Source organism: Enterobacter sp. SORGH_AS_0287 (assembly GCF_031453695.1).
Taxonomy (GTDB): Bacteria; Pseudomonadota; Gammaproteobacteria; order Enterobacterales; family Enterobacteriaceae; genus Enterobacter; species Enterobacter ludwigii.
On record NZ_JAVIZW010000001.1, the window covers coordinates 809,993 to 836,733 of the forward strand.

Annotated in this window: 27 protein-coding genes and 5 pseudogenes; 31 read left to right on the forward strand and 1 reads right to left on the reverse strand. The window is 45.3% G+C overall.

Going from position 1 to position 26,741, the window contains the following annotated elements; translation table 11 throughout:
* The first annotated feature begins 20 nt into the window (after positions 1-20).
* From tri1 (QE396_RS03755) to QE396_RS03890, 29 genes and pseudogenes are all read left to right on the forward strand, one after another.
* The gene (gene tri1 / locus QE396_RS03755) at positions 21-1,091 is read left to right on the forward strand and encodes an ADP-ribosylarginine hydrolase Tri1 (RefSeq protein WP_020883476.1); all 1,071 of its coding nucleotides are present in this window, start codon (positions 21-23) and stop codon (positions 1,089-1,091) included.
* A gap of 260 nt (positions 1,092-1,351) precedes the next feature.
* A complete protein-coding gene (locus tag QE396_RS03760; RefSeq protein ID WP_020883477.1) occupies positions 1,352-1,699 on the forward strand; it encodes an immunity protein Tsi6 family protein in 348 nt (115 codons plus the stop codon).
* Positions 1,700-1,715: 16 nt separating this feature from the next.
* Positions 1,716-1,904: pseudogene (locus QE396_RS03765) on the forward strand (ADP-ribosylglycohydrolase family protein); the annotation flags it as partial.
* Between the two features lie 297 nt (positions 1,905-2,201).
* Entirely contained in the window at positions 2,202-2,582 is a 381-nt protein-coding gene (locus tag QE396_RS03770; protein ID WP_032669863.1) for an immunity protein Tsi6 family protein, read from the forward strand.
* A 35-nt stretch (positions 2,583-2,617) separates the two neighbouring features.
* Positions 2,618-3,718 carry an ADP-ribosylarginine hydrolase Tri1 gene (tri1, locus tag QE396_RS03775; RefSeq protein WP_032669867.1) on the forward strand — a complete coding sequence of 367 codons (1,101 nt, stop codon included), beginning with the start codon at positions 2,618-2,620 and terminating at the stop codon, positions 3,716-3,718.
* 120 nt (positions 3,719-3,838) lie between these two features.
* The gene (locus QE396_RS03780; RefSeq protein WP_020883479.1) at positions 3,839-4,288 is read left to right on the forward strand and encodes a hypothetical protein; all 450 of its coding nucleotides are present in this window, start codon (positions 3,839-3,841) and stop codon (positions 4,286-4,288) included.
* Between the two features lie 230 nt (positions 4,289-4,518).
* Complete coding sequence (locus QE396_RS03785; protein ID WP_020883480.1) at positions 4,519-4,965, forward strand: hypothetical protein; 447 nt, start codon at positions 4,519-4,521, stop codon at positions 4,963-4,965.
* 509 nt (positions 4,966-5,474) lie between these two features.
* A complete protein-coding gene (locus tag QE396_RS03790) occupies positions 5,475-7,397 on the forward strand; it encodes a type VI secretion system Vgr family protein (protein ID WP_063934442.1) in 1,923 nt (640 codons plus the stop codon).
* Entirely contained in the window at positions 7,390-7,884 is a 495-nt protein-coding gene (locus tag QE396_RS03795) for a hypothetical protein (RefSeq protein ID WP_032669708.1), read from the forward strand. Before QE396_RS03790 ends, QE396_RS03795 begins: the two co-directional genes overlap by 8 nt.
* A gap of 75 nt (positions 7,885-7,959) precedes the next feature.
* On the forward strand, positions 7,960-8,514 hold the full coding sequence (locus tag QE396_RS03800) for a hypothetical protein (protein WP_309949984.1): 555 nt from the start codon (positions 7,960-7,962) through the stop codon (positions 8,512-8,514).
* 3 nt (positions 8,515-8,517) lie between these two features.
* On the forward strand, positions 8,518-9,594 hold the full coding sequence (locus QE396_RS03805; RefSeq protein WP_309949986.1) for a hypothetical protein: 1,077 nt from the start codon (positions 8,518-8,520) through the stop codon (positions 9,592-9,594).
* A gap of 76 nt (positions 9,595-9,670) precedes the next feature.
* Positions 9,671-10,111: a DcrB-related protein gene (locus QE396_RS03810; RefSeq protein WP_020882307.1), complete on the forward strand. Its 441-nt coding sequence runs from the start codon at positions 9,671-9,673 to the stop codon at positions 10,109-10,111.
* Positions 10,112-10,114: 3 nt separating this feature from the next.
* On the forward strand, positions 10,115-14,503 hold the full coding sequence (locus tag QE396_RS03815; protein WP_309949989.1) for an RHS repeat-associated core domain-containing protein: 4,389 nt from the start codon (positions 10,115-10,117) through the stop codon (positions 14,501-14,503).
* Entirely contained in the window at positions 14,503-14,847 is a 345-nt protein-coding gene (locus QE396_RS03820) for a hypothetical protein (RefSeq protein WP_309949991.1), read from the forward strand. The genes QE396_RS03815 and QE396_RS03820 overlap by 1 nt, the downstream gene beginning before the upstream one ends.
* A gap of 71 nt (positions 14,848-14,918) precedes the next feature.
* A complete protein-coding gene (locus QE396_RS03825; RefSeq protein ID WP_309949994.1) occupies positions 14,919-15,503 on the forward strand; it encodes a hypothetical protein in 585 nt (194 codons plus the stop codon).
* Positions 15,504-16,263: 760 nt separating this feature from the next.
* A complete protein-coding gene (locus QE396_RS03830) occupies positions 16,264-16,746 on the forward strand; it encodes a hypothetical protein (protein WP_032669712.1) in 483 nt (160 codons plus the stop codon).
* Positions 16,747-17,202: 456 nt separating this feature from the next.
* Positions 17,203-18,150: pseudogene (locus QE396_RS03835) on the forward strand (RHS repeat-associated core domain-containing protein); the annotation flags it as partial.
* Positions 18,113-18,454, forward strand: a complete 342-nt coding sequence (locus QE396_RS03840; RefSeq protein WP_309952688.1) for a hypothetical protein — start codon at positions 18,113-18,115, stop codon at positions 18,452-18,454. The pseudogene QE396_RS03835 and the gene QE396_RS03840, both read left to right, overlap by 38 nt.
* A gap of 103 nt (positions 18,455-18,557) precedes the next feature.
* Positions 18,558-19,217: an Imm43 family immunity protein gene (locus QE396_RS03845; protein WP_020882312.1), complete on the forward strand. Its 660-nt coding sequence runs from the start codon at positions 18,558-18,560 to the stop codon at positions 19,215-19,217.
* 143 nt (positions 19,218-19,360) lie between these two features.
* On the forward strand, positions 19,361-19,927 hold the full coding sequence (locus QE396_RS03850; RefSeq protein ID WP_254353517.1) for a hypothetical protein: 567 nt from the start codon (positions 19,361-19,363) through the stop codon (positions 19,925-19,927).
* A 125-nt stretch (positions 19,928-20,052) separates the two neighbouring features.
* Entirely contained in the window at positions 20,053-20,478 is a 426-nt protein-coding gene (locus QE396_RS03855) for a hypothetical protein (protein WP_032669715.1), read from the forward strand.
* A gap of 88 nt (positions 20,479-20,566) precedes the next feature.
* Entirely contained in the window at positions 20,567-21,049 is a 483-nt protein-coding gene (locus QE396_RS03860; protein WP_020882314.1) for an SMI1/KNR4 family protein, read from the forward strand.
* A gap of 841 nt (positions 21,050-21,890) precedes the next feature.
* A complete protein-coding gene (locus QE396_RS03865) occupies positions 21,891-22,256 on the forward strand; it encodes a hypothetical protein (RefSeq protein ID WP_071605442.1) in 366 nt (121 codons plus the stop codon).
* A 258-nt stretch (positions 22,257-22,514) separates the two neighbouring features.
* Positions 22,515-22,958, forward strand: coding sequence for a DUF6386 family protein (locus QE396_RS03870; protein ID WP_020882315.1), 444 nt, complete (start codon positions 22,515-22,517; stop codon positions 22,956-22,958).
* Between the two features lie 159 nt (positions 22,959-23,117).
* Positions 23,118-23,901: pseudogene (locus QE396_RS03875) on the forward strand (RHS repeat domain-containing protein); the annotation flags it as partial.
* Between the two features lie 24 nt (positions 23,902-23,925).
* Positions 23,926-24,381 carry a TNT domain-containing protein gene (locus QE396_RS03880; protein WP_071605443.1) on the forward strand — a complete coding sequence of 152 codons (456 nt, stop codon included), beginning with the start codon at positions 23,926-23,928 and terminating at the stop codon, positions 24,379-24,381.
* A 5-nt stretch (positions 24,382-24,386) separates the two neighbouring features.
* On the forward strand, positions 24,387-24,764 hold the full coding sequence (locus tag QE396_RS03885) for a hypothetical protein (RefSeq protein WP_020882317.1): 378 nt from the start codon (positions 24,387-24,389) through the stop codon (positions 24,762-24,764).
* A 203-nt stretch (positions 24,765-24,967) separates the two neighbouring features.
* Positions 24,968-25,114 carry an HNH endonuclease signature motif containing protein gene (locus tag QE396_RS23470; protein WP_324279609.1) on the forward strand — a complete coding sequence of 49 codons (147 nt, stop codon included), beginning with the start codon at positions 24,968-24,970 and terminating at the stop codon, positions 25,112-25,114.
* 8 nt (positions 25,115-25,122) lie between these two features.
* Entirely contained in the window at positions 25,123-25,320 is a 198-nt protein-coding gene (locus QE396_RS03890; RefSeq protein ID WP_020882318.1) for a bacteriocin immunity protein, read from the forward strand.
* Positions 25,321-25,390: 70 nt separating this feature from the next.
* Here the strand turns inward: QE396_RS03890 and QE396_RS03895 are convergent.
* Positions 25,391-25,511 (reverse strand): annotated as a pseudogene (locus QE396_RS03895) (DUF933 domain-containing protein); the annotation flags it as partial.
* 3 nt (positions 25,512-25,514) lie between these two features.
* Between QE396_RS03895 and QE396_RS03900 the strand changes: the two are divergent.
* Positions 25,515-26,294 (forward strand): annotated as a pseudogene (locus QE396_RS03900) (RHS repeat domain-containing protein); the annotation flags it as partial.
* A 139-nt stretch (positions 26,295-26,433) separates the two neighbouring features.
* Complete coding sequence (locus QE396_RS03905) at positions 26,434-26,739, forward strand: hypothetical protein (RefSeq protein WP_126488231.1); 306 nt, start codon at positions 26,434-26,436, stop codon at positions 26,737-26,739.
* The last annotated feature ends 2 nt before the right edge of the window (positions 26,740-26,741 follow it).

The following is a 26,741-nucleotide window of genomic DNA, read 5'->3' on the forward strand; positions in this document are numbered from 1 at the left end:
ATAGAATTAAGGGTAATACCATGATCGACCTTCATACTGAAGACTCTGTAATCAATCATTATGCCGATCGCTATCGTACATACATGCCAATTAATGTCCGTAAGGCAATAAAAAATAACGGTATTGATGGTTTGAGTTCTTCACAAGCCTGGGATGAAACATTACCTTTAATTACGACTGAAGATATTTCACGTGATAAAGCACTTGGGGCGCTGGTCGGTTTGGCTGTTGGGGACGCAGTCGGCACTACTCTTGAGTTTAAGAAAAGAGACAGTGAACATGTAGCGGATATGATTGGTGGCGGACCTTTTCATTTAAAACCCGGTGAATGGACGGATGATACGTCCATGGCATTATGTCTGGCGGAAACTTATCTTTCAGAAAACAGAATGCATACCGATATACTTAGAAAATATCTCGTTAAATGGTATCTTAACGGTGATAATAGCAGTAATGGTCGGTGTTTCGATATTGGCAATACGACGCGATTTGCGCTTGAACAGTATCTGCGTATCGGGCCTTCATGGTATGGTAATACCGAGAAACACACTGCTGGTAATGCTGCGGTTATTCGTCAAGCTCCGGTGTCTATCTTTCGTCGAAAATCGCTGCGCGCGATTTACTTCGAATCCCAGGCTCAGAGTCGCGCAACTCATGGCGCGGTAGAGTCAATTAATGCATGCCAATTTCTCGGATTGGTATTACACTATTTAATTAACGGTTATAAAAAAGAAGAAGCTTTTTCCCCTCATGTTTTCCCACTATGCGCGCGTGTAATGATCATAAATGCGGGTGAGTATAAGCAAAAAACTCGCGATCAGATTCGTTCAAGTGGTTATGTAATAGATACGCTTGAGGCCGCGATGTGGTCCGTATGGAATACTGACAATTTCCATGATGCAATTCTACTGGCTGCCAATCTTGCCGATGATGCTGACAGCGTTGCGGCGACGGCAGGACAAATAGCGGGAGCATTATATGGTTATTCTGGTATTCCGTCGGAGTGGAAAAACAAACTTGTACAACACGAGCGTATCGCCAAAATGGCAGGTGAACTGTTCGATAGAGCTCCTGAGGATAATTTTTTATAATTGAATAATTCATATGGCACGGCTATTGTAGCGTGCCATTGAGTTGAAGGGAAAATGTTGGGTTAATGTGAAGTAACATGTGAGGAAAACAACTCACTTTGCCAGCATAGAAAACATACTGAATTATGCAAAAAAAGTAGAGTAGTTCGGTAATATTGCTTCCTGTACCTGGTATTTGGCTAGTTAAAAAAATATCTCTACCAGCCAAAAGGTAGGGGGGTACAGAATTTATTCAGATAAAAATATGTCTAAGAGTGCTCATGAATAAAGAAAATTATAACGAGCTGAATTATATCAATGATGCCATTGATATAATCAATAAACGATTGGAAACAAAACCTGATTTTTCACTGTATGTTATGGTGAAGTGCCAGTTGGATTATATTAAATCTGTTTTGGTTGGCGCTGAAAAAGATAAAAGTAAATTACATTCATTGAATCTTGGAGTACTTGCATCTAAAGAATTTGATACAACAGATGCCGAACTTGCTGAGCATTTATCTAATGCTAATTATATAGCTTCGCAGATGGGGAAAGGATTGAAGATCATTCTTCCTCATGAACAAGATGTGGAATATTTGAAAAGACAAAAAAGATATCGTAAGTGATAGGCAGTTTTTTTGAATTCTGCTGGCCGCCAACCTTGCCTATGACGCTGACATCGTTGCGGCGACGGTGGGGCAAATAGCTGGAGCATTATATGGTGATTCCGGTATTCCCCAGGATTGGAAAAATAAACTCGAACAACACGAACGTATCGCCACAATGGCAGGTGAACTATTCGATAGAGCACTTGAGGATAATTTCTGGTAATTGTATAAATCATATGGCGCGGCTATTATAGCGTGCCATTAAGTTGAATAGAAAATGTTGTGTTGATGCGAAGTTGGATGTGAGACGAAACAACTTACTTTTCCAGTGTTGAAATATGTCGAAATATCAAGTGGACCATATTTGATGATAGTCACTCATTAATAAAGAAAGTGATTTTTTAATTTCCCCTATTAATTCTATTATCTTCCTTTAATAAAATGTGGTGACTGATTTTATCAGACAGAAGTGGTCGGGAATAATAGGCGCGCTCTCACTCTAATAATTTGACTCAATATAATGAATGAAATAACAGCCTTGGATTATGTTGAAAAAACATTAAGTTTATCTCAAAAGAGATATGCTGAAGTTAGAAAAAGTAATCCCCAATCCCCGCTTTTGCAAATGTACGACTCTACAGTACAACAATTATTATTTCTGCGGGACCTAATCGAAGGCAAGGAAAAGGATAAGGCGAAATTATGGAAAATGACGTTCGGTATGTATGCAGCTAAGGAGTTTGATAATTCGGATGAGTTGTTTTTTGAAAGGTTGTCGGATGCCTGGTTTATTGTTGATCAAATCCGCCGAGGATTAAAGGTTAGGCTCCCGCATGAGGTTGATGCCAATTATAGAATAAAACAACAAAATCTTAAAATGAAATATCCTGATGAATTTTAGGGTTGATATTAGATATATTTTATTATGGGTGGATGGTGATTGATTTACATGCTAATTTGAATGTATTGTTAAAATATGTAGATAGATATCGTAAGTACTTACCTGTTAGTAGTCTTTCAGTCCAGCAGAAAATGCAGTATAAATATAATGATAAACTATTAGAATCATCTTTTGATTGCGATGCCCAAAAACAATGGGACTTAACACCATCATGCAACATCTCACTAGTGGAATCGCGAGATCGTGCTGTTGGTGCGCTTATTGGTCTTGCTGTTGGAGATGCCGTAGGCACTACGCTCGAATTTTTACCGCGTGACAGAGCATACGTCAAAGATATGACAGGAGGTGGGCCATTTCGACTTCGCGCAGGCGAATGGACGGATGACACATCCATGGCATTATGTCTTGCGGAAACGCTTCTTGAGAAAGGTGATGCTGATACTATATGCTTCAGGAATAAGCTTCTGGAATGGTATCAGCATGGTTATAACAGTTCAAATGGCATCTGTTTTGATATAGGTAATACAACTCGCTTTGCTTTAGAACAATATTTAACTGTTGGTCCTGGGTGGAGCGGTAATACTTCGCCAGAAACTGCAGGTAATGCTTCTATTATCAGACAAGCCCCTGTCTCAATTTTTTTTAGAAAGTCATTAAGCAAAGCGTTTTATGAAGCTAAAAAACAGAGCATCGCCACGCACGGTGCCGCGGAAGCAATAAATAGCACACAGTATTTAAGTTATTTACTTGTACATATGATTAATGGCAGCAATAAAGATTTTGTTTTTGCTCCACACGTCATGCCGCTTCAGCCACGTGTAATGATTATCAACGCGGGTGAATATAAGCAAAAAACTCGCGATCAGATTCGTTCAAGTGGTTATGTCATCGATACGCTTGAGGCCGCGATGTGGTCCGTATGGAATACGGATAATTTCAGAGATGCTATTCTGTTGGCCGCCAATCTTGCCGATGATGCTGACAGCGTTGCGGCGACGGCGGGGCAAATCGCGGGTGCGCTGTATGGTTATTCCGGTATCCCACAGGAGTGGAAAGACAAATTGGTACAACACGAACGTATCGCCAGAATGGCAGGTGAATTATTCGACAGGGCTCCTGAAGATACTTTCTTGTAATTGTTTTCATATTTGGATAGTGAGGGGTTGAGCTGGCCGTAATTTCCGCTCAGGCAGATGGCGGGATTAATGGTTATTGCTGAGTGTGTTGCCCTTTTGACAAAAGATTAAAGAGGATAAATGGGAAATATTGTAATACATTGGTTTTTCTTTATTTTCTTTATGATTTGGACACTAGCGCTTATCTGGAATGGAAAAGATTTTTTTAACAAGAAAAAGTGGCTCCTGGCGGGGATGATGTTGGTTCTGGTGTTAGTAGCCACAGTTGTCATTGGCTTTACGTTTAAATGGCTTTCTCAGTCGATGTCATTGTTTTCCATCGCAACGGCCAAACAATATTCGATCATTTTTTCTATGTCTTTTCTGTGCGTATGGGGTTTAAAGGTCACAGTTGTGCTGCTCTGTACTGTTTTCTCGGGGATTCTGAGGGGGCACAAAAGCTACAATGTGGAAAATTATGAAAAAATATCGTCTATATCACGCATCGTCGCGCCTGGCTTACTTATCGTTGCTAAAAGCTTAATTTCCCTCGGAAGCTTCCTTATGTTTTCGGGTCTTTGGTTAAAGTAAGCACAATGATTAAGGTTGCATAACGGATACCCTAGTTTCTACTGTTACCGCAACCGCGTCTCCGCTTTGCGTCATGCCCTTGACCCGACCCGATACGGATGCGTGCATCGACCACAGCAGGCAGCTCGGTTAACTGGTTACGGTGATCATCCTCACGCAACCCGCCATGGCGCCAATTGTTAGTGTGTGACTGTCATAGTCGGGCGAGCGAATAAGGAGCAGCGGATTCAATGAAGTTTCTCGGGTTTATTATTTTTTCATTGGTCGCTCTTACCTATATCTGGAATGGCAAAGATAATTTTAACAAAAAAGAATGGGTGGTTTTTTTCGTAAAATTATCTTTTATATTAGTCGGCACTTTTATTCTGGTTTTCGTGTTGATCGGATTGCGGGAAATTTTCCCCTCGATGACAAAAGAAGATGGTGAGTTGGTACTAATCGTTATTCCGCCTTCGTTTGTCACACTATTATTGGCTAAGTTTTTCGTCATTATGCTTTGCACAATATTTGAAACTATAATGCGTTTTCATCAGCGATATAACACGGAGCAAAATTATTCGATTTTGTCATCGCTGGCAAACAGATATGGCCCTGGATTGATTTTGCTGGCGAAATGCCTGGCATCATTTGGATGCATTCTTATATTCTATGGTATCTGGTTAGCCTCCGCGGCCTAAGTGAAGAGACATTATAAACACTTAGAACAACTATCCGTTTCCCATAGCCTCCGCTACCAGTAACGAAGACCTTGAGGCGAACGACTGGAAATGGCTGTACACCTTAACTGACAAGGAAATACTTCATTACCAGGTGATATTTCCCATGCGTGTTAAGCCAGCAGGTCTGACTCCACCACACATTACTGAAGTCGGCTTGACGAATGAGAGGGGGGTATCCATCTCCGGGAATAATACTGTGGACGTACTGGGGAAACTTCATCGCTGCGGAAGAGATGTGTGCTTTATACCAATGCTTTGTTTTTAGCATGGGGAAAGTATGGTGCCATGCGTAGGATGTATTTTTAATTAGTTAATTAAGTGTTCCATATTAAATGATAGGTTCCTCGACGATTTCCCCCCCAGGTGATTTTTCATCTGTCTGGTTACATGTAATAGTAAATGACTTTTTTCATTTATCCGTTTTTTTATTATCTTCTCCAGCATAAAACCATTACGGAATAAAGATTATGCTCAACCGAATTACCGTTCAGCTCCCGGTGGAGGGGCTTCTGTTCTGGAAACTGACGGGCCGCGAGGCGATGTCCGAGTCGTTCGCCCTGACGCTGACCCTGCTTGGCACGGATGCGCGCATTGACCGCAGCAAACTGCTGGGTCAGCCGGTCACGGTGACCATCCCGACGCAGAGCCTGCTGACGCCCCGCTATATCAATGGAAAAATCACCCGCGTGGCGGTGAGTGCCGTCGAGCTGACGGGCACCCGCTATGCGGTGTACCAGCTGACGGTGGAGCCGGACCTGTGGCCGATGAAGCGCGACCGTAACCTGCGTATCTTCCAGGGTCAGACGGTGCCACAGATTGTGAAAACCCTGCTGGGTGAACATCAGGTTAACGTGGAAGATAAGCTCACCGGGAGCTACCGGGTGTGGGACTACTGCGTGCAGTATCAGGAGTCGAGCCTGGACTTTATCAGCCGTCTGATGGAGCTGGAGGGGATTGCGTATCACTTCAGCCACGAGGCGGACAAGCACACGCTGGTGCTCACCGACGCCGCGACGCAGCATCAGCCGTTCAGCGGCTACGAAGTCATTCCTTACCACCAGACGCCGTCAGGCGGCAGTACGGATGAAGAGGGTATCAGCCAGTGGGCGCTGGAGGACAGCGTCACCCCGGGGATTTATAGCCTCGATGACTACGACTTCCGCAAGCCGAACGCGTGGCTGTTCCAGGCGCAGCAGAACCCGGCGTCACCGAAACCGGGCAGTATCGACGTGTACGACTGGCCGGGACGGTTTGTTGAGACCGGGCATGCGGAGTTCTACGCCCGTATCCGTCAGGAGCGCTGGCAGGTGGAGCACCAGCAGATTCAGGCGACGGCCACGGCCGCGGGTATTGCACCGGGACACACCTTCACCCTGACTAACGCCCCGTTCTTCAGTGATAACGGTGACTATCTGGTCACGGCGGCGGGTTACCATTTTGAGGAGAACCGCTACGCGAGCGGCGAGGGGGAAACCCTTCACCGCACTGATTTCGCGGTCATCCCGGCGTCGGTGTCATACCGTCCGGCGCAGAGCACGGCGTGGCCGCGTACTTACGGGCCACAGACCGCAAAAGTCGTGGGTCCAAACGGCGAAAGTATCTGGACGGATAAATATGGCCGCGTGAAGGTGAAATTCCACTGGGACCGTCTGGCGAAGGGCGATGACACCAGCTCCTGCTGGGTGCGTGTGTCGAGCGCCTGGGCGGGTCAGGGGTACGGCGGGGTGCAAATTCCGCGGGTCGGCGATGAGGTGGTGGTGGACTTTATCAACGGCGACCCGGACCGTCCGATTATCACCGGCCGGGTGTACAACGAAGCAAGCATGCCGCCGTGGGCGCTGCCGGCGGCGGCCACGCAGATGGGTTTTATGAGCCGCACGAAGGATGGCTCCGTGGATAATGCCAATGCCCTGCGCTTTGAGGACAAGGCGGGTGCAGAGCAGGTGTGGATCCAGGCTGAGCGCAACATGGACACCAGCATTAAGAACGATGAAACGCACAGCGTCGGTGGCGAGCGCAGCCATTATGTGAAGAAAAATGAGCTGCATCGGGTGGAAGCGAATCAGATCCAGGCGGTGAAAGGCGGAACAGAGATCCTGACGGGTAAAGGCAAGCTGGATGCGGCGGTGGAGCAATATGTCATTGCTTCCGGTACGAAGCTACGGCTGGTCTCTGGTGAAAGCGCAATTGAGCTGAACGCTAACGGCAAGATTAACCTCATCGGCAAAGAGTTTAATTTCTTCGTTGAAGGGGATGGTCATATCACCACCGGCGGTAAGCTGCACCTGAATACGTCTGGCACACAACCGGGCACCACGGCGCCGGGTTCCGGGCATAAAGGGGATATTGATGCGGCAGTTCAGGAGAAATTTACGACTAAAGGTGAGTAAGGTCGTAGCAGTGCTTATTGCATTATTAACGACGGGAATGGCTGAGGGAAATTCAGAGAAAAAGGATCTCTGGGCGTTCATTTCACAAATGAGCGCCTCACTCAAAACGTTATCCGTTACGAGTCTAAATGACATGCCGTTGCATTTTAACTACATGAAAAATAATGCTTATATGAACTTCTACCATGCTGATGATTTCAAGCTTTTGGAGGGTACGAGCATTACTACCATTGATTTACGAGTAAGCAAAGAAAATGATGGCATGGCTCCATTACTGAATTTTTCACCATCAGGCCAGTGCATCACACTTCAAACTGTTAAAAAGCATTACCCACAACTGACGTTAACTGATTATCCCCGAGGCCGCTCGGAGAATGAAGTGACCAGTTATACAGCACCAAAAGATATGAATGGACAAAAAGTGAGTTTCAGTTTCACCGTAAAAAAACCTGACTGTCTGAGCTCTGTTGTTATTAGCGCTGACTAAGAAAACAGCTTCCATGACTCGCGGTTTCCCACATCGGTGAGAAGCGTAATTTAGATTGAGAAAATGACGATTAACGTGAAAAAACAGACTCCGACATATCTTTTTTTTGTTCTGATGCTTACCTGTCTGTGCAGCAGTGCGGTATTGGCTCAAGTTATACCGCCCGTTCTGACAAATCACGATTTTTCTGTGCAGATAAAAAGCCAGCCTGTCGAATTGGGTGAAAGATGGACTCCTGACGTTGCGCGCAGAATTGACGTGCCAGTGGAAGGCAGTTTTACCGGTGAGGTTCCTTTTGACGGAGCTAACTATAAATTCTTCCAGCATCAAAAGTCTGGGTTAGACATTTTCAGTTCCAATCTCTGGTGGGATAAAGCGGAACGAAGCGTTGATGATTATATCGTGTCGCAGATCACGCTGATTGCTACAGATGTCGCAACGCCGCGTGGTGTCCATGTTGGTTCAACGAAAACGGACTTGAACACAGCATACGGTGACGGTCAGGTCGCAAAGGATGCCGGAGAACAATGGATTACCTATGAGTTGGGTAAAAAGGTCCTCTCTTTTGAGATCAAAGACAGTAAAATTGTTAAGATAACAATGAATTACGACAATGGAAATCCAGAGTAATTTATGAAAAGGAAATATCTGGCAGCCGTATTGCTCACCGCTTTCTTGGCAGATGCAACTGAAACTGCAACTGCGCTAGAGTTATCACAATACAATAAGCTCAATACGGTCAGTCGCATCGTTAACGATAGCGAAGTGACAGACCTCCTCAGAAAGGCCCTGGGAAGCGATTACCAGACGTTTATCAACAATTTTGATGTATTTGGTGAACCGCATTCCACGGCTGACGGAGGATTGTTGATTGAAGGCTGGCTAAAAAATCTTTATCTGGAAAACGCCTCTGCTTTGGTTATCGAACCAGATGGCAAAATCTACGCTGCCTGGGTCATACCCGAGTCTGACGTTATTCATTATCAGTCTTCTGAACATCGTCAGGATATTAACGGCGATATTAAAAAATGGGCTGCAAGATTTGGCACACTGCATTTTGAAACGATAAGCCAATCTGGTCCCGCATTTGGCGGAGTATGGTCAGGCGAGTACGCGAACGACTCGACGTTAACTCTGCGGTTAGCTGAATCAGGTGGCCGTATCTCCGGATCTTATTGCTATATTTCTCAAAGAGGAAACCGCATTGATTGCCCGGAAGATGATGAGCGTAATCTTAGCGGTACGATCGCGGGCAATCGTGCCAATGTTGAGTTCAACTCTTTGTTTGGCGGTATAGGCGGACGGGCTGTTCTGGAAATTAAGGGGAGTGAAATGGAATGGCGTTTAGTTACTCCTCCTCAAAAAGGAAATTATTATGCGCCGCAGCGTTATACGTTACATAAAGCTGCTTCGGCTCAGACAGTTGAAACCCGAAAACTCGATACTGAAAAGTTCGCTATTTCTCTGGTCAATAAATGCGGGCGTTTTACTAGTGAATGTGACCAGATGTATTATCTCGGCGTGCGCAAAAGTGATAATAGTACGATCTCCCTTAAGGGGAAAACGTTGCACGATCCTGCAGGTAAAATAATTGGTTCTACCTATAAGAATGGCGAGATCGCTTACACCGTGACTTACTCACCCGTGAAATTGGTCGTGAGCAAAGGCAGCCATGTGCTAGTTGAACAGTCAGGTCAGTGGCTTAAATAATGCATTCGTCAGCCCAAAGGCCAGCATGGATTGGCCCCTTTTATTTCTCACACTATTAATCATCCCGAGTTCACTTATGAAATACACCCTCCAGGAAGGTTCGTTTTCCCTTTTTCCTGCTGCCTGGCAGGACAACAGTATGAATATTATTCGCGATGACGAAAGCGGATTGTCCGTGGTGGTCAGCCGCGGCGGTATCCCGGATGGCAGCGACTATGAGAAAGAGTTTCACCGCCAGTGGGAACTACTACGTCCGCAGATGGGCGAGATTGCCCAAAGCGCATTCCAGGGCGTAAAGGTCGGGCCTGACGGAAAAATTAACGCGCTGGAAGTCGAGACGACCTTTGACAGTAACGGACAGCGCATTTGGCAAAAACAGCTGGCCGTACAAACGCCGGGCAAGCCGGTGTTGATGATTTTTACCCTCTCGGCGCTCAGAGCATTCACCGCAGAGGATGAGGTGCGCTGGAGCGCACTTAAGCAGAGTCTGACGCTAAACGACAACCGGAATGTGTAAGGCATGAGCGATAACAACGCGGCCCGTCAGGGCGATGAGATCATTCACTCCAGCATTTTTGCGGATATCACCAGTATTGTGGCGGAAGGTGCGGCCTATGCCGTTATCGGCGCTGCCGTGGGCGCGGCGGCAACCGTTGCTGCTCCGCTGCTGGGGGCGGGTGCCGCCGCTGCGGGCGTGGCGGCGATTGGATCCAGCTGTCTGTTAAGTGGGATCATTGGCGGCGTACTGGCAAACGTGGCAGGTATAACTGACGATATCAGCAACGCCGCCGAAGGCTTAGGCAACGCGCTGTTCCCGCCGTCGCCAGCGGGCAAAATTACCACCGGGTCTGATAACGTTCTGACGAACGCGATTCCCGCTGCACGAGCGGCCGGGACGCTGACGCCCGCCGACACACCGTCACCTGAACCACAGTCTCCGGGCAGCTTTGCCGATTATGCCGGCATGCTGCTTTCCGCCGCTGGACAGTTTGGCAGCGAGATGTGGCAGCCGAGCGTGGCGTCCGCCGCCGCAGGCACGTCGCCCCTTGAAGAGGATAAAGTGGCGTGCGAAAAGCACTCCGGGCCGCAATACCTCGCTGAGGGCTCTAAGAGCGTCTTCATTAACGGGCAGCCCGCGGTACGTGCAAAAGATCGCACCACCTGTGAAGGCACCGTTTCCGACGATGTTTCCCCGAATGTGATCATCGGCGGGGACACGCTCACGGTACGTGATATCAAGAGCGGTAAAACGCCGGGTCTGGCGCTGGGAATGATTGCGCTCTCCCTGCTGCGCGGACGTCCGGGTAAAATCCTGAAAAATATGCCCTGTGCACTGGCGGCAGCTGGCGGTGGCATGCTGGCCGATATGGCCGTTAATGCTGTGTTTGGCTCCTCGCACCCGGTACATGCTGCAACTGGCGTGAAGGTGCTGAATGATGACGATGAATTCGATTTCTCGTTGCCGGGGCGCTTCCCGCTGCGCTGGCAGCGCAGCTACAACAGCCTGACCACCCGTGAAGGGCTGTTTGGTCTGGGTTGGGCGACAACCTTTGACAGCTATCTGACGCTCGAAGAGAACAACGCGACCTGGTTCGACGAAACCGGCCGTGAGCTGAGCTTTGAGCTGCCGCCCGTCGATCGCGCGTTTTACAGCATCAGCGAAGGCATCATCATCCGCCGCAATGAGAGCGGCGACGTGGCGATTGCCGACGATGACGGCGCGGTATGGCGTCTGTATAAACCGACCCGGGCGAATCCCACCCTCCTGCGTCTGGCCTCCCTCAGCGACGAATACGGTAACGCGCTGCTGACGGAGTGGGATGAACACGGCAGGCTGGTCAATCTTCACGATGAGCCACGGGCGATTGATGTCACCCTGCGCTATGAAGATGAGCGTTTCCCGCAGCGCGCCACCTCTGCCAGCCATTTTGACGGCAACCGTACCTGGCCGCTGATGCAATGGGGTTACGATGCGCGCGGCCAGCTGGCGAGCGTGACGGATGCCTCTGGCGTAGTGACGCGCGAATACCGCTATAACGACCACGGCCTGATGGTCTGGCACCGCCTGCCGGGCGGGCTGGAGAGCGAATACCGCTGGCAAAAATTCGACCACTGGCGCGTGGTAGAAAACCGTACCAGCACCGGCGACGGCTGCCGCTTCACCTACGATTTAGCCGCCGGGCTGACGACCGTCGAGCACTACGATGGCCAGACGCGTAAGCACTACTGGAACGCGCAAAATCTGATTGTCCGCTACGTTGACGAGCGCGGTGAAAACTGGTGCTACGAGTGGGATGAAAACGAACTTCTGACCCGTCGCATCGATCCGCTCGGTAACGCCGTCACCTTCGTCTACGACGAAATGGGCAACCGGGTGCAGGAAATTGACGCCGACGGCAATACCCGCACCACCACCTGGCTGGAGCACCGCGCGCTACCGTCAGCCATCATTGAAGCCGACGGCAGTACGACCCGTTTCTGGTACGACGAACATCACGGGCTGAAGCGTGTGGTGGACCCGATGGGGCAGACAACACTGCTGCGACGGGACGAGTTTGGTCAGGTCGTTGAAGAAGTTGATGCCGCGGGAAACCGTCGCTACCAGGAGTACAACGAGGCCGGGCAGGTCATTCGTGCCACAGACTGTTCAGGACGTATAACCCGCTATACCTATCATCCGCTGGGCTGGTTAACGACTGAGATCGGCGCTGACGGCGAAGAGACGCGCTATCGCTACGATGCCGCAGGGCGTCCGGTGCAACTCGATCGACCGGAAGGCTGGACAGAGTCACTTGCATGGAACGAACGCGGCCTGCCGGTGACGCATGCGGGCGCTGATGGCAAAGAAAGTGAGTTTAAATATGACGAGGCAGGACGATTAACCGCTACGCGTAATACTCAGGGTGAAGAGGTCCGCCGCCGCTGGGACAGCCGCGGGCGACTGATTGCCCTGGAAAATGAAAACGGCGAAGCGTACCAGTTCCGCTGGGGCGCGGACTCGCTGCTGCTGGAAGAGGTGGGGCTCGATGGCGTGGCCTCACAGTATCGCTATGACGCCTGCGGGCGTACGATAGCGCGCACGTTTGCCGCCGGTCATCCGGAAGCCATCACCCATGCCTTCGCCTGGAGCGCCAGTGGCCAGCTGGTTGCCCGCACCACGCCGGAAGGGCAGACCCGTTATCACTACACACCGTCAGGTTTGCTGAGTCGTATTGGACTTCATCCGGCACTTTCCGTTGACGCCTGGAGTGCAGAGGCAGAACAGGAACTTGCCTTTGACTATGACGCCCTGGGGCGTGTCACGCGTGAAGTGGGCGAGCACGGTGAGCTGACATGGGAGTATGATGCTCTCGGCAACCGCACCTCCGTCACGCTGCCCGATGGCCGCGAGCTGAAGCAGTTTTACTACGGCAGCGGGCATCTGCTCAGCATTGCTCTCGATAAGCTGTCGGTCTCCGATTTTACCCGCGATGAACTCCACCGGGAGACCAGCCGCACTCAGGGGCTGCTGACCACCCGTAGCGAATACGATCGTCTTGGGCGACTGCATCGCCGGGACGTCTTTACCGGCAATGCCCAGCGCCCGTCGCCGCGCCGCTGGTCCCGCCGCTGGGATTACGACTACCGCAATAACCTGGTGCGGGAAGAGCGGGACGATAACCCGTTCAGCTGGTACCGCTGGCAGTACGACAGCGCCGGGCGTCTGCTCGTTCAGGACGGCACGCTGCCCGGACAGGAGCAGTGGCGCTGGGACGCTGCCGGTAACCCGCTCGAAGGATCTGCTGAGAAGGTCACGCACAACCGCCTGACGCAGCTGAACGGCATTCGCTGGCGCTATGACATCCACGGCCGCACCGTGGAGAAAGATAACGGCCAGACCCGCTGGCACTACCGCTACGACGGTGAGCACCGTCTGACGGAAGTCATCAGCCAGCCGCGGGACCGCAACAAACCGCAGACGCAGGTCAGCTTCCGCTACGATCCACTCGGGCGACGCATCAGCAAAACGCGACGCCAGATGCTGGGCGGACAGCCAACCGGCAAGCCGGTTACCACCCGGTTTGTCTGGGAAGGGTTCCGCCTGCTGCAGGAGCTGCACGGGGATGTGCCGCTGACCTACGTCTACAGCGATCAGGACAGCTACGACCCGCTGGCGCGTATTGACGGCGTTGATGCCCCGGAGATCTTCTGGTTCCACTGCCAGCCCAACGGTACGCCGGAGCGGATGACGGATATCGAAGGGCAGGTGCGCTGGGAAGGGGTGAACAGCGCCTGGGGCAAGCTGCTGCGGGAAAGCGAGACGCAAGTATCAGGATATTCTCAGAACCTGCGGATGCAGGGGCAATACCTGGACCGTGAGACGGGGCTGCACTACAATCTCTTCCGGTATTACGACCCGGACTGCGGGCGGTTTACGCAGCAGGACCCGATAGGGCTGGCGGGGGGGATAAACCTTTACCAGTATGGTGCAAATAGTTTAACCCGAATAGACCCTCTGGGATTAAAACAAGAGGAAGTTATACGCTATATGAGTAAAGATGAAGCGATTGCATCAGCTTCTGAACGCGATGGTAAAGGCGGATTGGTTCCTAATAATCGTGGTGAAAAAGCCATATGGGTTAATCATGATAGCCGACCAGGGTTTAACCCTGGAAATGAAAAGTATCGTGCCGTTATGACCGTAAATGACTCTGGGGTTGAGCTTCTTAATCAACATAGTGATATATCAAAAGTTGATTACAAAGAAACCGGGCTGAAAGATGGAGTTCTATCAAAGAGAAATGAACCTGGAGCAAGGGGCATCGGTAAAAATATCCTTTCTCGTTTTAATGATAAAATCACTTCATTCCAGATTGAAAAGAAAGATGCTAAAGGTAATTGGAAGAAATGTGGTAAGAGGATTACTTAATGATTTTTGAAATGTACCTACATAAAATTGAACACTTCACTAATGCGAGAGCAGAGATTGAAAGTTTTGGAAATTATGTCTATGTTCAAGATGAACCAGACCTTTTTCCCGTTTATTTTAAAAAAGAAAATGGGAAGTATGCAGAGTTGAGTCGTTGGCAAACTTGCTTTCCTAAGGTTATGTTACAGCGTGCATTAAAGAAGCTAGGCCTAAGTGAAGAAGGGAAATATGCATTTGAAGTTTTTCTTTCTCGATTAGGTTATCTGTTTCAAATAGATAATCGACAGCGTATAGATAAAGATATCGTTATATTATATTTTATATATATCAACTTCTTTCCTTAAAAAACAGCAAAGAAGATTACGCAATAAAAGCAAAAGACTTTTTTTTAAGGTTTTTGTGTTTTGAAATGGGCATGGATGATGACTCTTATAATTTACTATGCATTACTAATGATGGGCTCTGTATAAATACTGTTCAGCATGGCAATGTAACTGTATTATCATTGCTTGAGCAATTTTATGCACAATTTGAAAAAAAGAAAAACTTTGGAGATATTAAGGCTATAAAATACTATCAATCATCGGTATTGAATTTTTTGTTTGTTGCGAATAACGAAGATAATCACCTGTTGTTTAATGATAAAAATTGCTATCTTATCGATCCTGGCAATTTTATTAATGCATATAAAAAATCTAAAAAAATAATATATAAAGCTTTGGAGCAGTGTTTTGATAAGTATCAATCTACAAAAAATTTATTAATATCCAACTTCATTCTAATGAATTACGCTTATTATATTCTTAGAGATAATTTAGCAGATCTTAAAACATTGAGAAGACACGTTTCTTCAGATATATTTGGAAGGATAATTTCCGCTATAGTATACAGAGGTTTCTTTGTAGATGAAGAAAAAATACTGAGGTTAGTTGGTGATGAATATAAATTCGGACCTGAAGGTGAAGATCGGAAATTATTTAATTTAATATATTCGATTTAAAATGTTAATGTTCGACCACAATCGAGGGTGTTAGGATTTGAATAATGAATCCGATGTGGAACCCTCGATTCTAAAAAACCAGGTTATGGACTGTTAATAACTTTACGGTACGCATGTTGTCAATAGAACAATATGTATACCTCTTATAGTGCATTAGTGTACGCTGCTATAAAGATTACAGATTATTTTCTTAACAAAAAGTATCATATAAATTTTATTGATGTTCGGTATTTAAGGTTATGCTAACAAACCACAGACGACTTTGTGGCATTCGCTGGCGCTATGACTCCATAAACTTACCGAATGTGTTGAAAGATAACGTCCAGATTTCCTCTCAACCTCATATTCATGGTAATGAATACTGGAATGTTTATCGCGAAGTTGATGGTGCTAATGTGGTAAGTGGCAAGGACCTCATAATAAAGATTATAAAGGTATTGATAGTTACTCGAACAGAACGCTTAAAAAAGAACGATCCTCTATGCATTGCATTCAAATGGTGATCAGTTACCTGCATATACCATAACTCATACTACAGTTAGGCAATCTAAAGGTGATTCATTAGGATATCATGAGGTGTCACAAGTGACACTTAACTCAGATTTCCCTATAGGAACCAAAGTTAGGGAATATTATGTATTAAGGATATATTTGTTTCTAGGGGTTGTGCAACGGCGAATCCTCAATCCGGAAAGGGGGGGCAGTTTTACATACCTGAAGAAGCAAGAGGTAAATTAATTCCTGGTAAGATTATAGATATATGAAGAAGATGACATTTAATGTTAAAAATGGGAATGTTAAAATTGATGGTTATCCTATTGAACTTAGCTCTTTTGAAACATTCACTTCATCTGAATTTTACAAAACCCATCCGCAATTCACTAAGATAGGTAAATTTTATTTTTCGAAAAATGATATTGAATGGGAAGGGCAGAACTTTATCGTAGAGTTCAGACCAGCAATTTTCTCATTTAACCCATCTCTTTTTCTTACAAGTAAAGACGGAGATTTTTATCAATCACTCAAAGATTGGGATAAGAGGGCATCGTTAAAAAATCTAGAAGAGGAAGAAAGACGATTGACAGAATGGGTTCAAAATAAATTTTCCAGAAACAATATGGGAAAGATAAATAAGCCTCCATATGGAACAAAATGGACTTATGAATGGGGAGAGATAACAGTGCAATCAAATGAAAGATCCTTTAATTGTGGGATATATATTGGATGGGATCTTAATCTCTGATGGTAATAAATCGTACATTACATATATGAGTTATCCATTCATGTAACGGAAGTCATATTGTCCAATAGTGATATTTAAATTTATTATAGATGACTGCCTTATTTGGTATACGAGATAAAAACTCGGATTAATCCCTTTTTTCTAAATGAAATAATAATCTTCTTTGTACATCTTTTAAAAATGAGTCTAAAAAAGAGAAATGTATAATGAAATGCATAAAGAATAGTTAGATAATAATTTTGTAAAAATTGGATTTATGGCGAGATGAATTACTCACTTTCAGGATTCACTATATACACCTTAGTTGATCTTTCAATAAAAAATCAAGATATGGCGTTGGTTATTTGTAAATGCCATAAGGTAAAGAGAGTCTCAAGACACAACTGAAACTATTTAAACTTTACTCAGGAAGTTTAGTATGTCGCCATCTTTAACAGTGCAATTTTTCCATTCTGCACGCAGGGGGCGCTGACCACCCGCAACGAGTACGACTATTTTGGTCGACTGCATCGCCGGGACGTCTTTACCGGCAATGCCCAGCGTCCGGCACCACGATGCGAGTCCCGCCACTGGGATTACGACTACCGCAATAACCTGGTACGGGAAGATCGGGATGATAACCCGTTCAGCTGGTACCGCTGGCAATACGAAAGGGTCGGGCGTTTGCTTGTTCAGGACGGCACGCTACCCGGGCAGGAGCAGTGGCGCTGGGATGCTGCCGGTAAACCGCTTGAAGGTTCTGCTGAGAAGGTTACGCACAACCGCCTGACGCAGCTGAATGGTATTCGCTGGCATAATAATATCCATGCTCGCACCGTAGAGAAGGATAACGGCCAAACCCGAGGAACCGCAACAAACCGCAGACGCAGGTAAGCTTCCGCTACGATCTGCTCGGTCGCCGCATCAGCAAAATGCGACACCAGATGCTGGGCGGGCAGCCAACCGGTAAGCTTGTCACCACCCGGTTTGTCTGCGAAGGGTTCCGCCTGCTGCAGGAAGTGCACGGGGACGTGCCGCTGACCTGTGTCTACTGCGACCAGGACAGCTACGATCCGCTGGCGCGTATTGATGGCGTGGATGCACCGGAGATCTTCTGGTTCCACTGCCAGCCCAACGGTACGCCGGAGCGGATGAAGGATAGCGAAGGGCAGGTGCGCTGGGGAGGGGTGAACAGCGCCTGGGGCAAGCTGTTGCGGGAAAGCGAGACGCAGTTATCAGGATATTCTCAGAACCTGCGTATGCGGGGCAATACCCGGATCGTGAGACAGGTCTGCACTACATTCTATTCCGGTATTACGACCCGGACTGTGGGCGGTTTACGCATCAGGACCCGATAGGGCTGGCGGGGGGATAAACCTTTACCAGTATGCGCCGAATGCGCTGGGATGGGTGGATCCGTGGGGGGGTATTTAATAGCGGTATATTAGTTAAAGATAAGTCTGGCAAAGTTGGAGATCGACTCTCTGCTTACCATGTTATACCCGCTGAGGTGTGGAAAGAGAACCGATCATTCTTCAATAATATTGGCATCGGTAAAGACATGGACTCTGCATTTAATGGTATTTATTTGCCAGGCAGCGCAACAGCAATGAAACAAGATGCAGGAAAGGAATGGATGTTTTCCATAGCAGTAATCATCATAACTATAGTGGTATTGTCCGCCAGCGAATTGCTCGTGTTGAGCAACGATATAATTCTGGGATATTAGATGCTAAAGGGACGAGGATAGCTATAAGGCGGACCCAGATTGATATGAAGAATTAAATTTGGATGGGTCATATTCCCACAACAAAATGCAGGGGAATGAATTAATGTCCTATTATGTGATCATGAATGACGTTGAATCATCACTCATGCCAAGAAATTTACAGGGCACGGTTGATGAAAGATTACAGATCGATGAAAACTGCGAAATAGAAGGCTCTGCATTTTCCTTCCCTTATCGAATAACAGACGATGCATGTCCAGAACGTATTTATTTGTTGTGCAATAAAAATGTTGGGGCTTTGAAATTTGACTATTATAAAAAAGACTTTGGGCACTTGATGGACAAGTCTTTATTTTCAATTTTAGAAAATTATAAGCACAATGTTATTTTTGACCGAGATATAACACCAGTTTCGATTGGGAATGGACAAGTTCTTCGAGATGATTTTAAATATGTATATTTTCCCGGCGTGGATGTTATAGATGAAGAAAAATCTATTCTTGAAGATGATAAATTCGGAGATATCATACCTTTTAAAATTGAATTAAAGAATGATGCGATTGAATATGATATTTTTTCGTTTAGCGGCACATTATTAGGAGGGTTTATCATTATTAAAAAAGAGGTTAAGGAAGTTATTGAAAGTAAAGGCTTCCGGGGTTTGAAGCTTGTTCAACTGGAAAATGCTTTAGACGTTTTCTGTGAAGATTATTTCTACGAAATAGACTCAAATCGTAAGAGAAAGGGCAATAAACTACCTTAATATTGAATGGTGTCGTGCCATCACTGATTCTTTATTTTTCTTTTTTAATGGCGCGAAAAACTTCTTTGGATGATGAGTCCATTTTTCAACTATAGATCATAGTAGTTTTACGAGTAATCAATAATGTTAACTCTTAAAGAGGAATGATGTATATAAAAAATACTATTCAAGACTTTGTTATCAAATTCAAAACAAATGATTTAAATATGGGAGAGATAGACTTTACAGCAGAAGAAAATGAAAGTTCTCTCCCTGTGAATTTAAATGGCGAAATTCGATTTTTTTATAGCCATTTGATTTTAAATGACCATCCAACATTTTATGGTACTTTCTTTATACAAATTGTTGAGTCTCAAGATCTCAATGAAATATTATCAGGTTGGCGAGTTCAAAATGATACGGCCTGGCACGATGAGTATATAATCTTTGCTGAAAGAAATGGAGACGTTCTTTTTTGTGACACCCGAAATATAACATCTCCTGTTTATGGTAGTATTGAAAAACGAAACTTTATCATTTCCAGTTCCTTAGCTGACTTTTTGGATGTTTTTTGTTCTGCCATTGAGATAGAGCAAAGTAAATATGATGGTGATGGTACAGATGATGATTTTAATTTCAGAGAGGATTTTCTGGAAGATATCGATTTTATGCTTAAAGGCAAACTAAAGGATGTTGAGGCAAAAGGGTTTAAGCAATTCTTTTTTGGTTAACTTTTTATTTTTTAATATTAAAAATAACATTTTTTAGAGAACTTCTTTATTCAAAAGTATTTATGGCTCATGTCAGCTTTTATATTGGTTAGGAGGTTTCTTTGCGATTCACCATCAATAAACACATGAAAATCGGTTACGATAAATTTGATGAAAAAAGAGTTACATCTTTTATAGAAAAAGGAAATGAGTTTCATGATGATAAAAAATATACTGAGGCGTTAGAGCAATACCACAAAGCCTGGCAAGCTCTTCCTGAGCCGAAGCTCGAATGGGAAATTGCCAACTGGATCTGTGCATGCATATACAGCGCATATTTTGATCTGGCGGATTATGCTGAGGCAAAGAAATGGGGAGAGACGACATTACGGACATGTGGATCGGATATAGACACTGCACCCTTAATTGATCTCGGCATGGTCTGTTATGAGTTGAATCAATTTGAGGAAGCGTATAAATATTTTAACGATGCTTATAACTACGGCAAAGAGCGTGCATTTCAGGATAGACCTAGAAAATACCTTGAATTTTTTTTGCGCAAAAGAACATGAATACATCGTTATTTACCTTTTAAAGGTGGCTTGAATAAATATGTTCCATATAATTGCTTACGGAGTGTAATTACTACGTCATAATCTGATGAATAACTTCAAAAAATGTGAAAAAAAGATTGGTCGTGCAGATATTTATAAAACGGAAAGTAAATCATCTATTACCCTTCCGGATGATTTCGTATCACATTATCTGCAATTTAATGGTGGCATTCCTGAGAAAAGTTGGTGGGACGGTGATGAAGGTTTTGAGCCAGTAGAGGTAGCAGGATTTAAACCGTTTGTTTATAATACTCAGACAAATGATGATCCTAGGTCTTTAATTGACGGTTGCTATATTAGCATGTTGGATAGGGAAGTGATTCCTAGGAACCTACTTCCTTTCGCAAATGATTGGGGAGGGAATTTCTTTTGTCTGAATTTAGATAATTATTCAATTGTATATTTTGCTACAGATTCTTTTGATGAAGATTTGACTATGCAAGAGAATCATATAAAAATTCAAAGATATCTGACAAATTCATTTTCCAACTTTGTTGATGGATTGGTAACAGAAGAGAGTCTTCCTTAAAGAATAATTAATAAGTTTGCGACTTATTTAATTCTGCTGCTGTGAAGTCTATTTTTATGAAACTCTGTAGCAAGCCATAAATTTCTAGTTAAAAACTAAAAATGCAACGTATTTTCCCTTTAATTAACAATTACCATCTTTGGTCATGAATTTGTTATTTCTCAGAAATAGTAACTACCCTTTAGGACCAATTACTGTTCAAACGAAAAATAGGTTGAGAATGAAATAACCTCAAACCCTAAGCTTGAAATTAACAATCCTCAATATGGAATTCAATGGGATCATGAATGGGGAAGAATTGTTGTACAGTCTAATGAAAAAAACTTCGACTGTGGAATTTATATCGAATGGAATGTTTGACTAAATGAAATTATCAATTAATAAAATCCCCCCATTTGCTTATCACCTAACCTGTCTATTAATGGAGTTAAAGGTTTAGATAAAGTGAAAATAACAAATCGACTGAAAAAGAAGTTATTAGTCCTGGATGGCAATGACAATGATTTCATAGAGTATGGAAAGGAACTAGCATGCCCTGAATGCGAAGGTGTAATAATATATTCCATAGTAAATTCATATGGTTTTGACTCGCTCACCGAAGAGGTAAAATGCTTTCTTGTTAAGAAAATGAGAGGTGTGAAGTATTTTAGTGAAGATAATAAATATAGCTATGATGAAAGCCAATTGTATGTTTCGAAAAACACATGTCAAAACTGTTTAAAAGACTTTTCAACTGTCTTTACGTATAAAGAAGTTCAGCCAGCCCGGTACCGTGTATATCTTGTGGGGTTTTTTGAAGGTGACTTGAAACAGATCAAATATTGTAATTTTAGATTTACCTATGATTGAAAATCTCAATTGTATTAAAGAAAATGATCTGCTTGAATGGACGCATGGTGAAAGTAACGTACTGATTACTATGCCATTTTTAGACTGTGCAATGATAGATTCAACACACCAATTAGTCTTTGCGTTAAGCGAACCAAAGCCATTACCAACCGTTTTGACAATTTTCAATGCTCGGGGCGAAACACTGTTGTCGTCTGCACCTCCTGAAGGCGCTATTTTCTATTACTTAACATTCAATCTATCAAAGGAAGTGGTTGTCGTCTGTAGTTATGCAGTACAAGAGAATGGCTGGTATGATTGGTTTTATTCCTTTGATATGAAGCGTAATGCGTTAACTCGAACTGGCCCAGCGTATTAAGATCAAATGCCCTTAAAAAATGATAAGGCAAGCTGTTTCTGCGTGCTTTGAAAAGATGTTCGGCTCAGCTCCTGATCTAAGTAAGTAAAATGCTGATCATCTGTTAATTTAATTGTTGAAGATTCGCCCGTATAAAGAGTATAAATGCTGAATGAAACAATTAATAAAAGTGTCGGTAGTTCCTGGAAAATACAGGTAGAAAGGCGGGATTTCAGCTGGGGATGCCATCAGAGAAATAATATTTCAATAGGGGGTAAAATGAATAAATCCATTCATGTCCAGACGAATACTGCCACATTAGTTATTTATGATTTGATGTCATTAAAACATAGAATTGATAATGATGCAGATTGGTGGAGTCTTCCAGAAGATGAAATTGAAGAAATAAATAAAGGGAATGTATTATTTCTCAATCTTGGAGAGGATGGCACCTATAAAATTCATATAAAAAATAATGTTGACGAGTATGTTGGAGCACTATTTTTAAACGTACCTTCTGGAAAGGTTTTCATTGGGGCGGGGGAGGATGTCACGGGCGGAGATCTTGAGCCTGATGACTCAGATGCTATTTCTGGTGAGTTTATTATTTTAGAACCTGGTAGTTACAAAGTTAAATTTAAAAAGCAAGGTTCAGATGTTCTAATTTCCTTTACAAAAGCAACGTTTATTGAAAACTCATTAGAAGAGGGAGTTTATCTCTGAATGAAAATCCACGCCTTGGTGTGGATTTTTTGATTCAAAAAAAATGTTAAACAATTAGTTCATCACGTAGCCATTTTTGACAATATCATTTTTTTCCTTTTGCATGTATCTTGCTTGTTTTTTGCGCCTCGCTTACCCTTTCCCTCAATAAATTGTCAGTATACCCGCGACGAACGACTCCACCTTGAGAATCGCCGCCCCCGGGGTCTGCTTACAACCCGCAGCAAGTACGACCGTCTTGGTCGACTGCATCGCCGGGATGTATTCACTGGCAATGCGCAGCGTCCGTCGCCGCGCTGCTGGTCCCGCCGCTGGGATTATGACTACCCTAATAACATGGTACGGGAAGAGCGGGACGATAACCCGTTCAGCTGGTACCTCATCAGCCAGCCGCGGGACCACAACAAACCTCAGGCGCAGGTCAGCTTCCGCTACGATCCGCTCGGACGACGCATCAGCAAAACGCAACGCCAGATGCTGGGCGGACAGCCAACCGGCAAGCCGGTCAGCATCCGGTTTGTCTGGGAAGGGTTCCGCCTGCTGCAGGAAGTGCACGGGGACGTGCCGCTGACCTTTGTCTACAGCGGTCAGGACAGCTACGATCCGCTGGCGCGTATTGATGGCGTGGAAGCACCGGAGATCTTCTGGTTTCACTGTCAGCCGAACGGCACGCCGGAGCGGATGACGGATAGCGTAGGGCAGGTGCGCTGGGAAGGGGTGAACAGCGCCTGGGGCAAGCTGCTGCGGGAAAGCGAGACGCAGGTATCAGGATATTCTCAGAACCTGCGGATGCAGGGGCAATACCTGGACCGTGAGACAGGGCTGCACTACATCTGTTCCGGTATTACGACACGGACTGCGGGAGGTTTACGCAGCAGGACCCGATAGGGCTGGCGGGGGGATAAACCTTTACCAGTATGCGCCGAATGCGCTGGGGTGGATCCGTGGGGGGTTAGTCGGTGTCAAAATGAATGGAATGGTTTCCAATCCAAATCAAAAGGTGTTTTTCAAAACACGGACAGATGCTTCAAAAGCATATAAATTATGGAAAAACCAAGACTGGCAAAGCTTAGAATCCTTTATGGGACTTGGAGCATGGCCTCCAAATAGAGGGCTTACCAAAGCTACGCCGATAACATTGAAACCGGGAACTAAAATTGACAGATATGGTGGTCGTATCAACGATGGGACTTTCAGTGATACAGGAACTTTCGTATCTCCTGCTGGAGCATCTTTCGAAAGCCGAGCCTTGCCTTTGGATACGCTAGATAAAACATATAAAACCTACGAAGTGGTTGCTCCAGTACATGCATATGCAGGACCCGCGATACCTTGGTTTGAACAACCAGGAGGGGGAACTCAATATGCACTATCTAAATCAATAAAACAACTATTGGCTGATAAAAAAATTAGAGAGAAATAAATTTCATGAGTCTGGGAAGTTATAATTTCAAACCCAAGAGAACAATATATGATGGAAAGGATGATGATTTTTATGATTATTCAGAAAAAATATCCATACCAAAGTTAGATTGCGAGATTGTTTTCAAAAATGAAGATGCCAAACCTCTTTGGGGTATACATGATGATTTAAAAAAACAGATCTTGAAAAATATCTCTGGGATAAAGGTTAAAACATATAGCGATGATCTAAGCCCCTCCTATAAATATAACGATTTAGATATTTATGTTTATTCCGGTTTGTTTGCAGGCAATGTTTTGCATATAGTTTTAGCTGAGGGTGAAAGTCAGGCTGCCAGATATAAAATCATATTATTAGGGTTTGTATTAACTGACTGCAATTAACGCTATTTCAGCGAAATAGCATGGTGATGCAAGTTTATTCCCATCTTCTATTGTCGATAAATTACGAGGCCGGGAAGTAAAATCCTTGATGATTTTAGCGAGAACTTCTGTATAGGGGGATATTTCAATTCGCATCTTTCAAAGCAATGTTGTTCATCAAATGTTACCAGAATGCGGGGCGGAAAGCTCCAATAGCGCATGCTATGCAATGGAACGTGAAAAATAGATATTTTGTACTACACCATAGAACCCCTGCCCACCATGGAGGCGGTGTATATGATATTGATAATCTGGTAATTATTACGCCAAGATATCACCTTGACACACTAGACCGTGCTTATCCTTTTTAAGGAGTAATATGCAAAGACAAGAGCTTATTGAACTGATAAAAAAAATCCAACGTAGTGAAGGTACAGAAGAGGAAGCTGATCACAACATTGACCTACTTTGTAGAAGTGTCGCAGACCCTCAGGCAGCCAATTACATTTATTATGAAGAACTTAGCGCAGAAGAAATTGCTGATAAAATTATAAACTACAAACCAATCCAACTATAAATATTATTCTGGTGGCGCAATGAGTCCCCCATATGAAAAAAATCCATGCCAAAGCGTGGGTTTTTTCCATTCAAAACAGATCAAACGTTAACAAGATGTTCACCACGTCGCCATCTTTAACGATGTAATCTTTACCTTCAACAGGCATTCGGGCTTCCTCCTTACGCACCTTGCTGACCCTTACCCTCAATATTTTGCTTGTACAGGACAGCACGTTGCCTGGCCAGGAGCAGTGCCGCTGGGATGCTGCCGGTAACCCGCTGGAAGGTTCTGATGAGAAGGTCACGGACAACCGCCTGACGCAGCTGAACGGCATTCGCTGGCGCTATGATATCCACGGCCGCACCGTGGAGAAGGATAACGGCCAGACCCGCTGGCACTACCGCTACGACGGTGAAGATCGCCTGACGGAAGTGATTAGCCAGCCGCGGGACCGCAACAAACCGCAGACGCAGGTCAGCTTCCGCTACGATCCGCTCGGTCGCCGCATCAGCAAAACGCGACGCCAGATGATGGGCGGACAGCCAACCATCAAGCCGGTCACTACCCGGTTTGTCTGGGAAGGGGTCCGCCTGCTGCAGGAGGTGCACGGGGACGTGTCGCTGACCTGTGTCTAAAGCGATCAGGACAGCTACGACCCGCTGGCGCGCATTGATGGCGTGGATGCCCCAGAGATCTTCTGGTTCCACTATCAGCCGAACGGCACGCCGGAGCGGATGACGGATATTGAAGGGCAGGTGCGCTGGGAAGGGATGAACAGCGCCTGGGGCAAGCTGCTGCGGGAAAGTGAAACGCAGGTATCAGGATATTCCCAGAACCTGCGGATGCAGGGGCAATACCTGGATTGTGAGACAGGGCTGCACTACAAACTGTTCCGGTATTACGGCCCGGGCTGCGGACGGTTTACGCAGCAGGATCTGATAGGGCTATATGGCGGGTTAAATCTTTACAGCTATGCTCCTAATCCATTAGGTTGAATAGCTCCGCTGGGTCTATGCAAGAGAGGGGATCCCAATGCAACTGAATCTATATTTAGGGTTCAAGCGGGAATTCCACCAAATGCAAGTCGGGTCAGAATCAAATTAGATTCTGCTAATAACCCCAAAATTCAGCGTGGACCACTTAAATAGTGGAACCTTAAATATCAGTATTGGAGATAGCTCACATGCTCAGCATTTCCTTGATATTAGAGGTGGTAATGCAGAAATTGTCTCCTTTCAACTTCCTAAGTGGATGGCGGATTTCATAGAAGAAAGTGCAATACCTCAGGCCGTTTATCGTACTAATCCGTTAAATCAAGGTTGGTTAGCTCCTAAGCGTGTCGATCCGACAACGCCAGGTAGATCGTATGAATTACCATCAATGTGGGCAGAATGGCTTGAAGAAGTAGCGATTCCAGGCTCGGGGAATGTAAAATAGGT

Coding starts and splice junctions, on each gene's coding strand:
- tri1 (WP_020883476.1), top strand. CDS start 21: ATGATCGACCTTCATACTGAAGACTCTGTAATCAATCATTATGCCGAT.
- QE396_RS03760 (WP_020883477.1), top strand. CDS start 1,352: ATGAATAAAGAAAATTATAACGAGCTGAATTATATCAATGATGCCATT.
- QE396_RS03770 (WP_032669863.1), top strand. CDS start 2,202: ATGAATGAAATAACAGCCTTGGATTATGTTGAAAAAACATTAAGTTTA.
- QE396_RS03780 (WP_020883479.1), top strand. CDS start 3,839: ATGGGAAATATTGTAATACATTGGTTTTTCTTTATTTTCTTTATGATT.
- QE396_RS03785 (WP_020883480.1), top strand. CDS start 4,519: ATGAAGTTTCTCGGGTTTATTATTTTTTCATTGGTCGCTCTTACCTAT.
- QE396_RS03790 (WP_063934442.1), top strand. CDS start 5,475: ATGCTCAACCGAATTACCGTTCAGCTCCCGGTGGAGGGGCTTCTGTTC.
- QE396_RS03805 (WP_309949986.1), top strand. CDS start 8,518: ATGAAAAGGAAATATCTGGCAGCCGTATTGCTCACCGCTTTCTTGGCA.
- QE396_RS03810 (WP_020882307.1), top strand. CDS start 9,671: ATGAAATACACCCTCCAGGAAGGTTCGTTTTCCCTTTTTCCTGCTGCC.
- QE396_RS03815 (WP_309949989.1), top strand. CDS start 10,115: ATGAGCGATAACAACGCGGCCCGTCAGGGCGATGAGATCATTCACTCC.
- QE396_RS03820 (WP_309949991.1), top strand. CDS start 14,503: ATGATTTTTGAAATGTACCTACATAAAATTGAACACTTCACTAATGCG.
- QE396_RS03825 (WP_309949994.1), top strand. CDS start 14,919: ATGGATGATGACTCTTATAATTTACTATGCATTACTAATGATGGGCTC.
- QE396_RS03830 (WP_032669712.1), top strand. CDS start 16,264: ATGAAGAAGATGACATTTAATGTTAAAAATGGGAATGTTAAAATTGAT.
- QE396_RS03840 (WP_309952688.1), top strand. CDS start 18,113: ATGCGCCGAATGCGCTGGGATGGGTGGATCCGTGGGGGGGTATTTAAT.
- QE396_RS03845 (WP_020882312.1), top strand. CDS start 18,558: ATGTCCTATTATGTGATCATGAATGACGTTGAATCATCACTCATGCCA.
- QE396_RS03850 (WP_254353517.1), top strand. CDS start 19,361: ATGATGTATATAAAAAATACTATTCAAGACTTTGTTATCAAATTCAAA.
- QE396_RS03855 (WP_032669715.1), top strand. CDS start 20,053: ATGAAAATCGGTTACGATAAATTTGATGAAAAAAGAGTTACATCTTTT.
- QE396_RS03860 (WP_020882314.1), top strand. CDS start 20,567: ATGAATAACTTCAAAAAATGTGAAAAAAAGATTGGTCGTGCAGATATT.
- QE396_RS03865 (WP_071605442.1), top strand. CDS start 21,891: ATGATTGAAAATCTCAATTGTATTAAAGAAAATGATCTGCTTGAATGG.
- QE396_RS03870 (WP_020882315.1), top strand. CDS start 22,515: ATGAATAAATCCATTCATGTCCAGACGAATACTGCCACATTAGTTATT.
- QE396_RS03880 (WP_071605443.1), top strand. CDS start 23,926: ATGAATGGAATGGTTTCCAATCCAAATCAAAAGGTGTTTTTCAAAACA.
- QE396_RS03885 (WP_020882317.1), top strand. CDS start 24,387: ATGAGTCTGGGAAGTTATAATTTCAAACCCAAGAGAACAATATATGAT.
- QE396_RS23470 (WP_324279609.1), top strand. CDS start 24,968: ATGCAATGGAACGTGAAAAATAGATATTTTGTACTACACCATAGAACC.
- QE396_RS03890 (WP_020882318.1), top strand. CDS start 25,123: ATGCAAAGACAAGAGCTTATTGAACTGATAAAAAAAATCCAACGTAGT.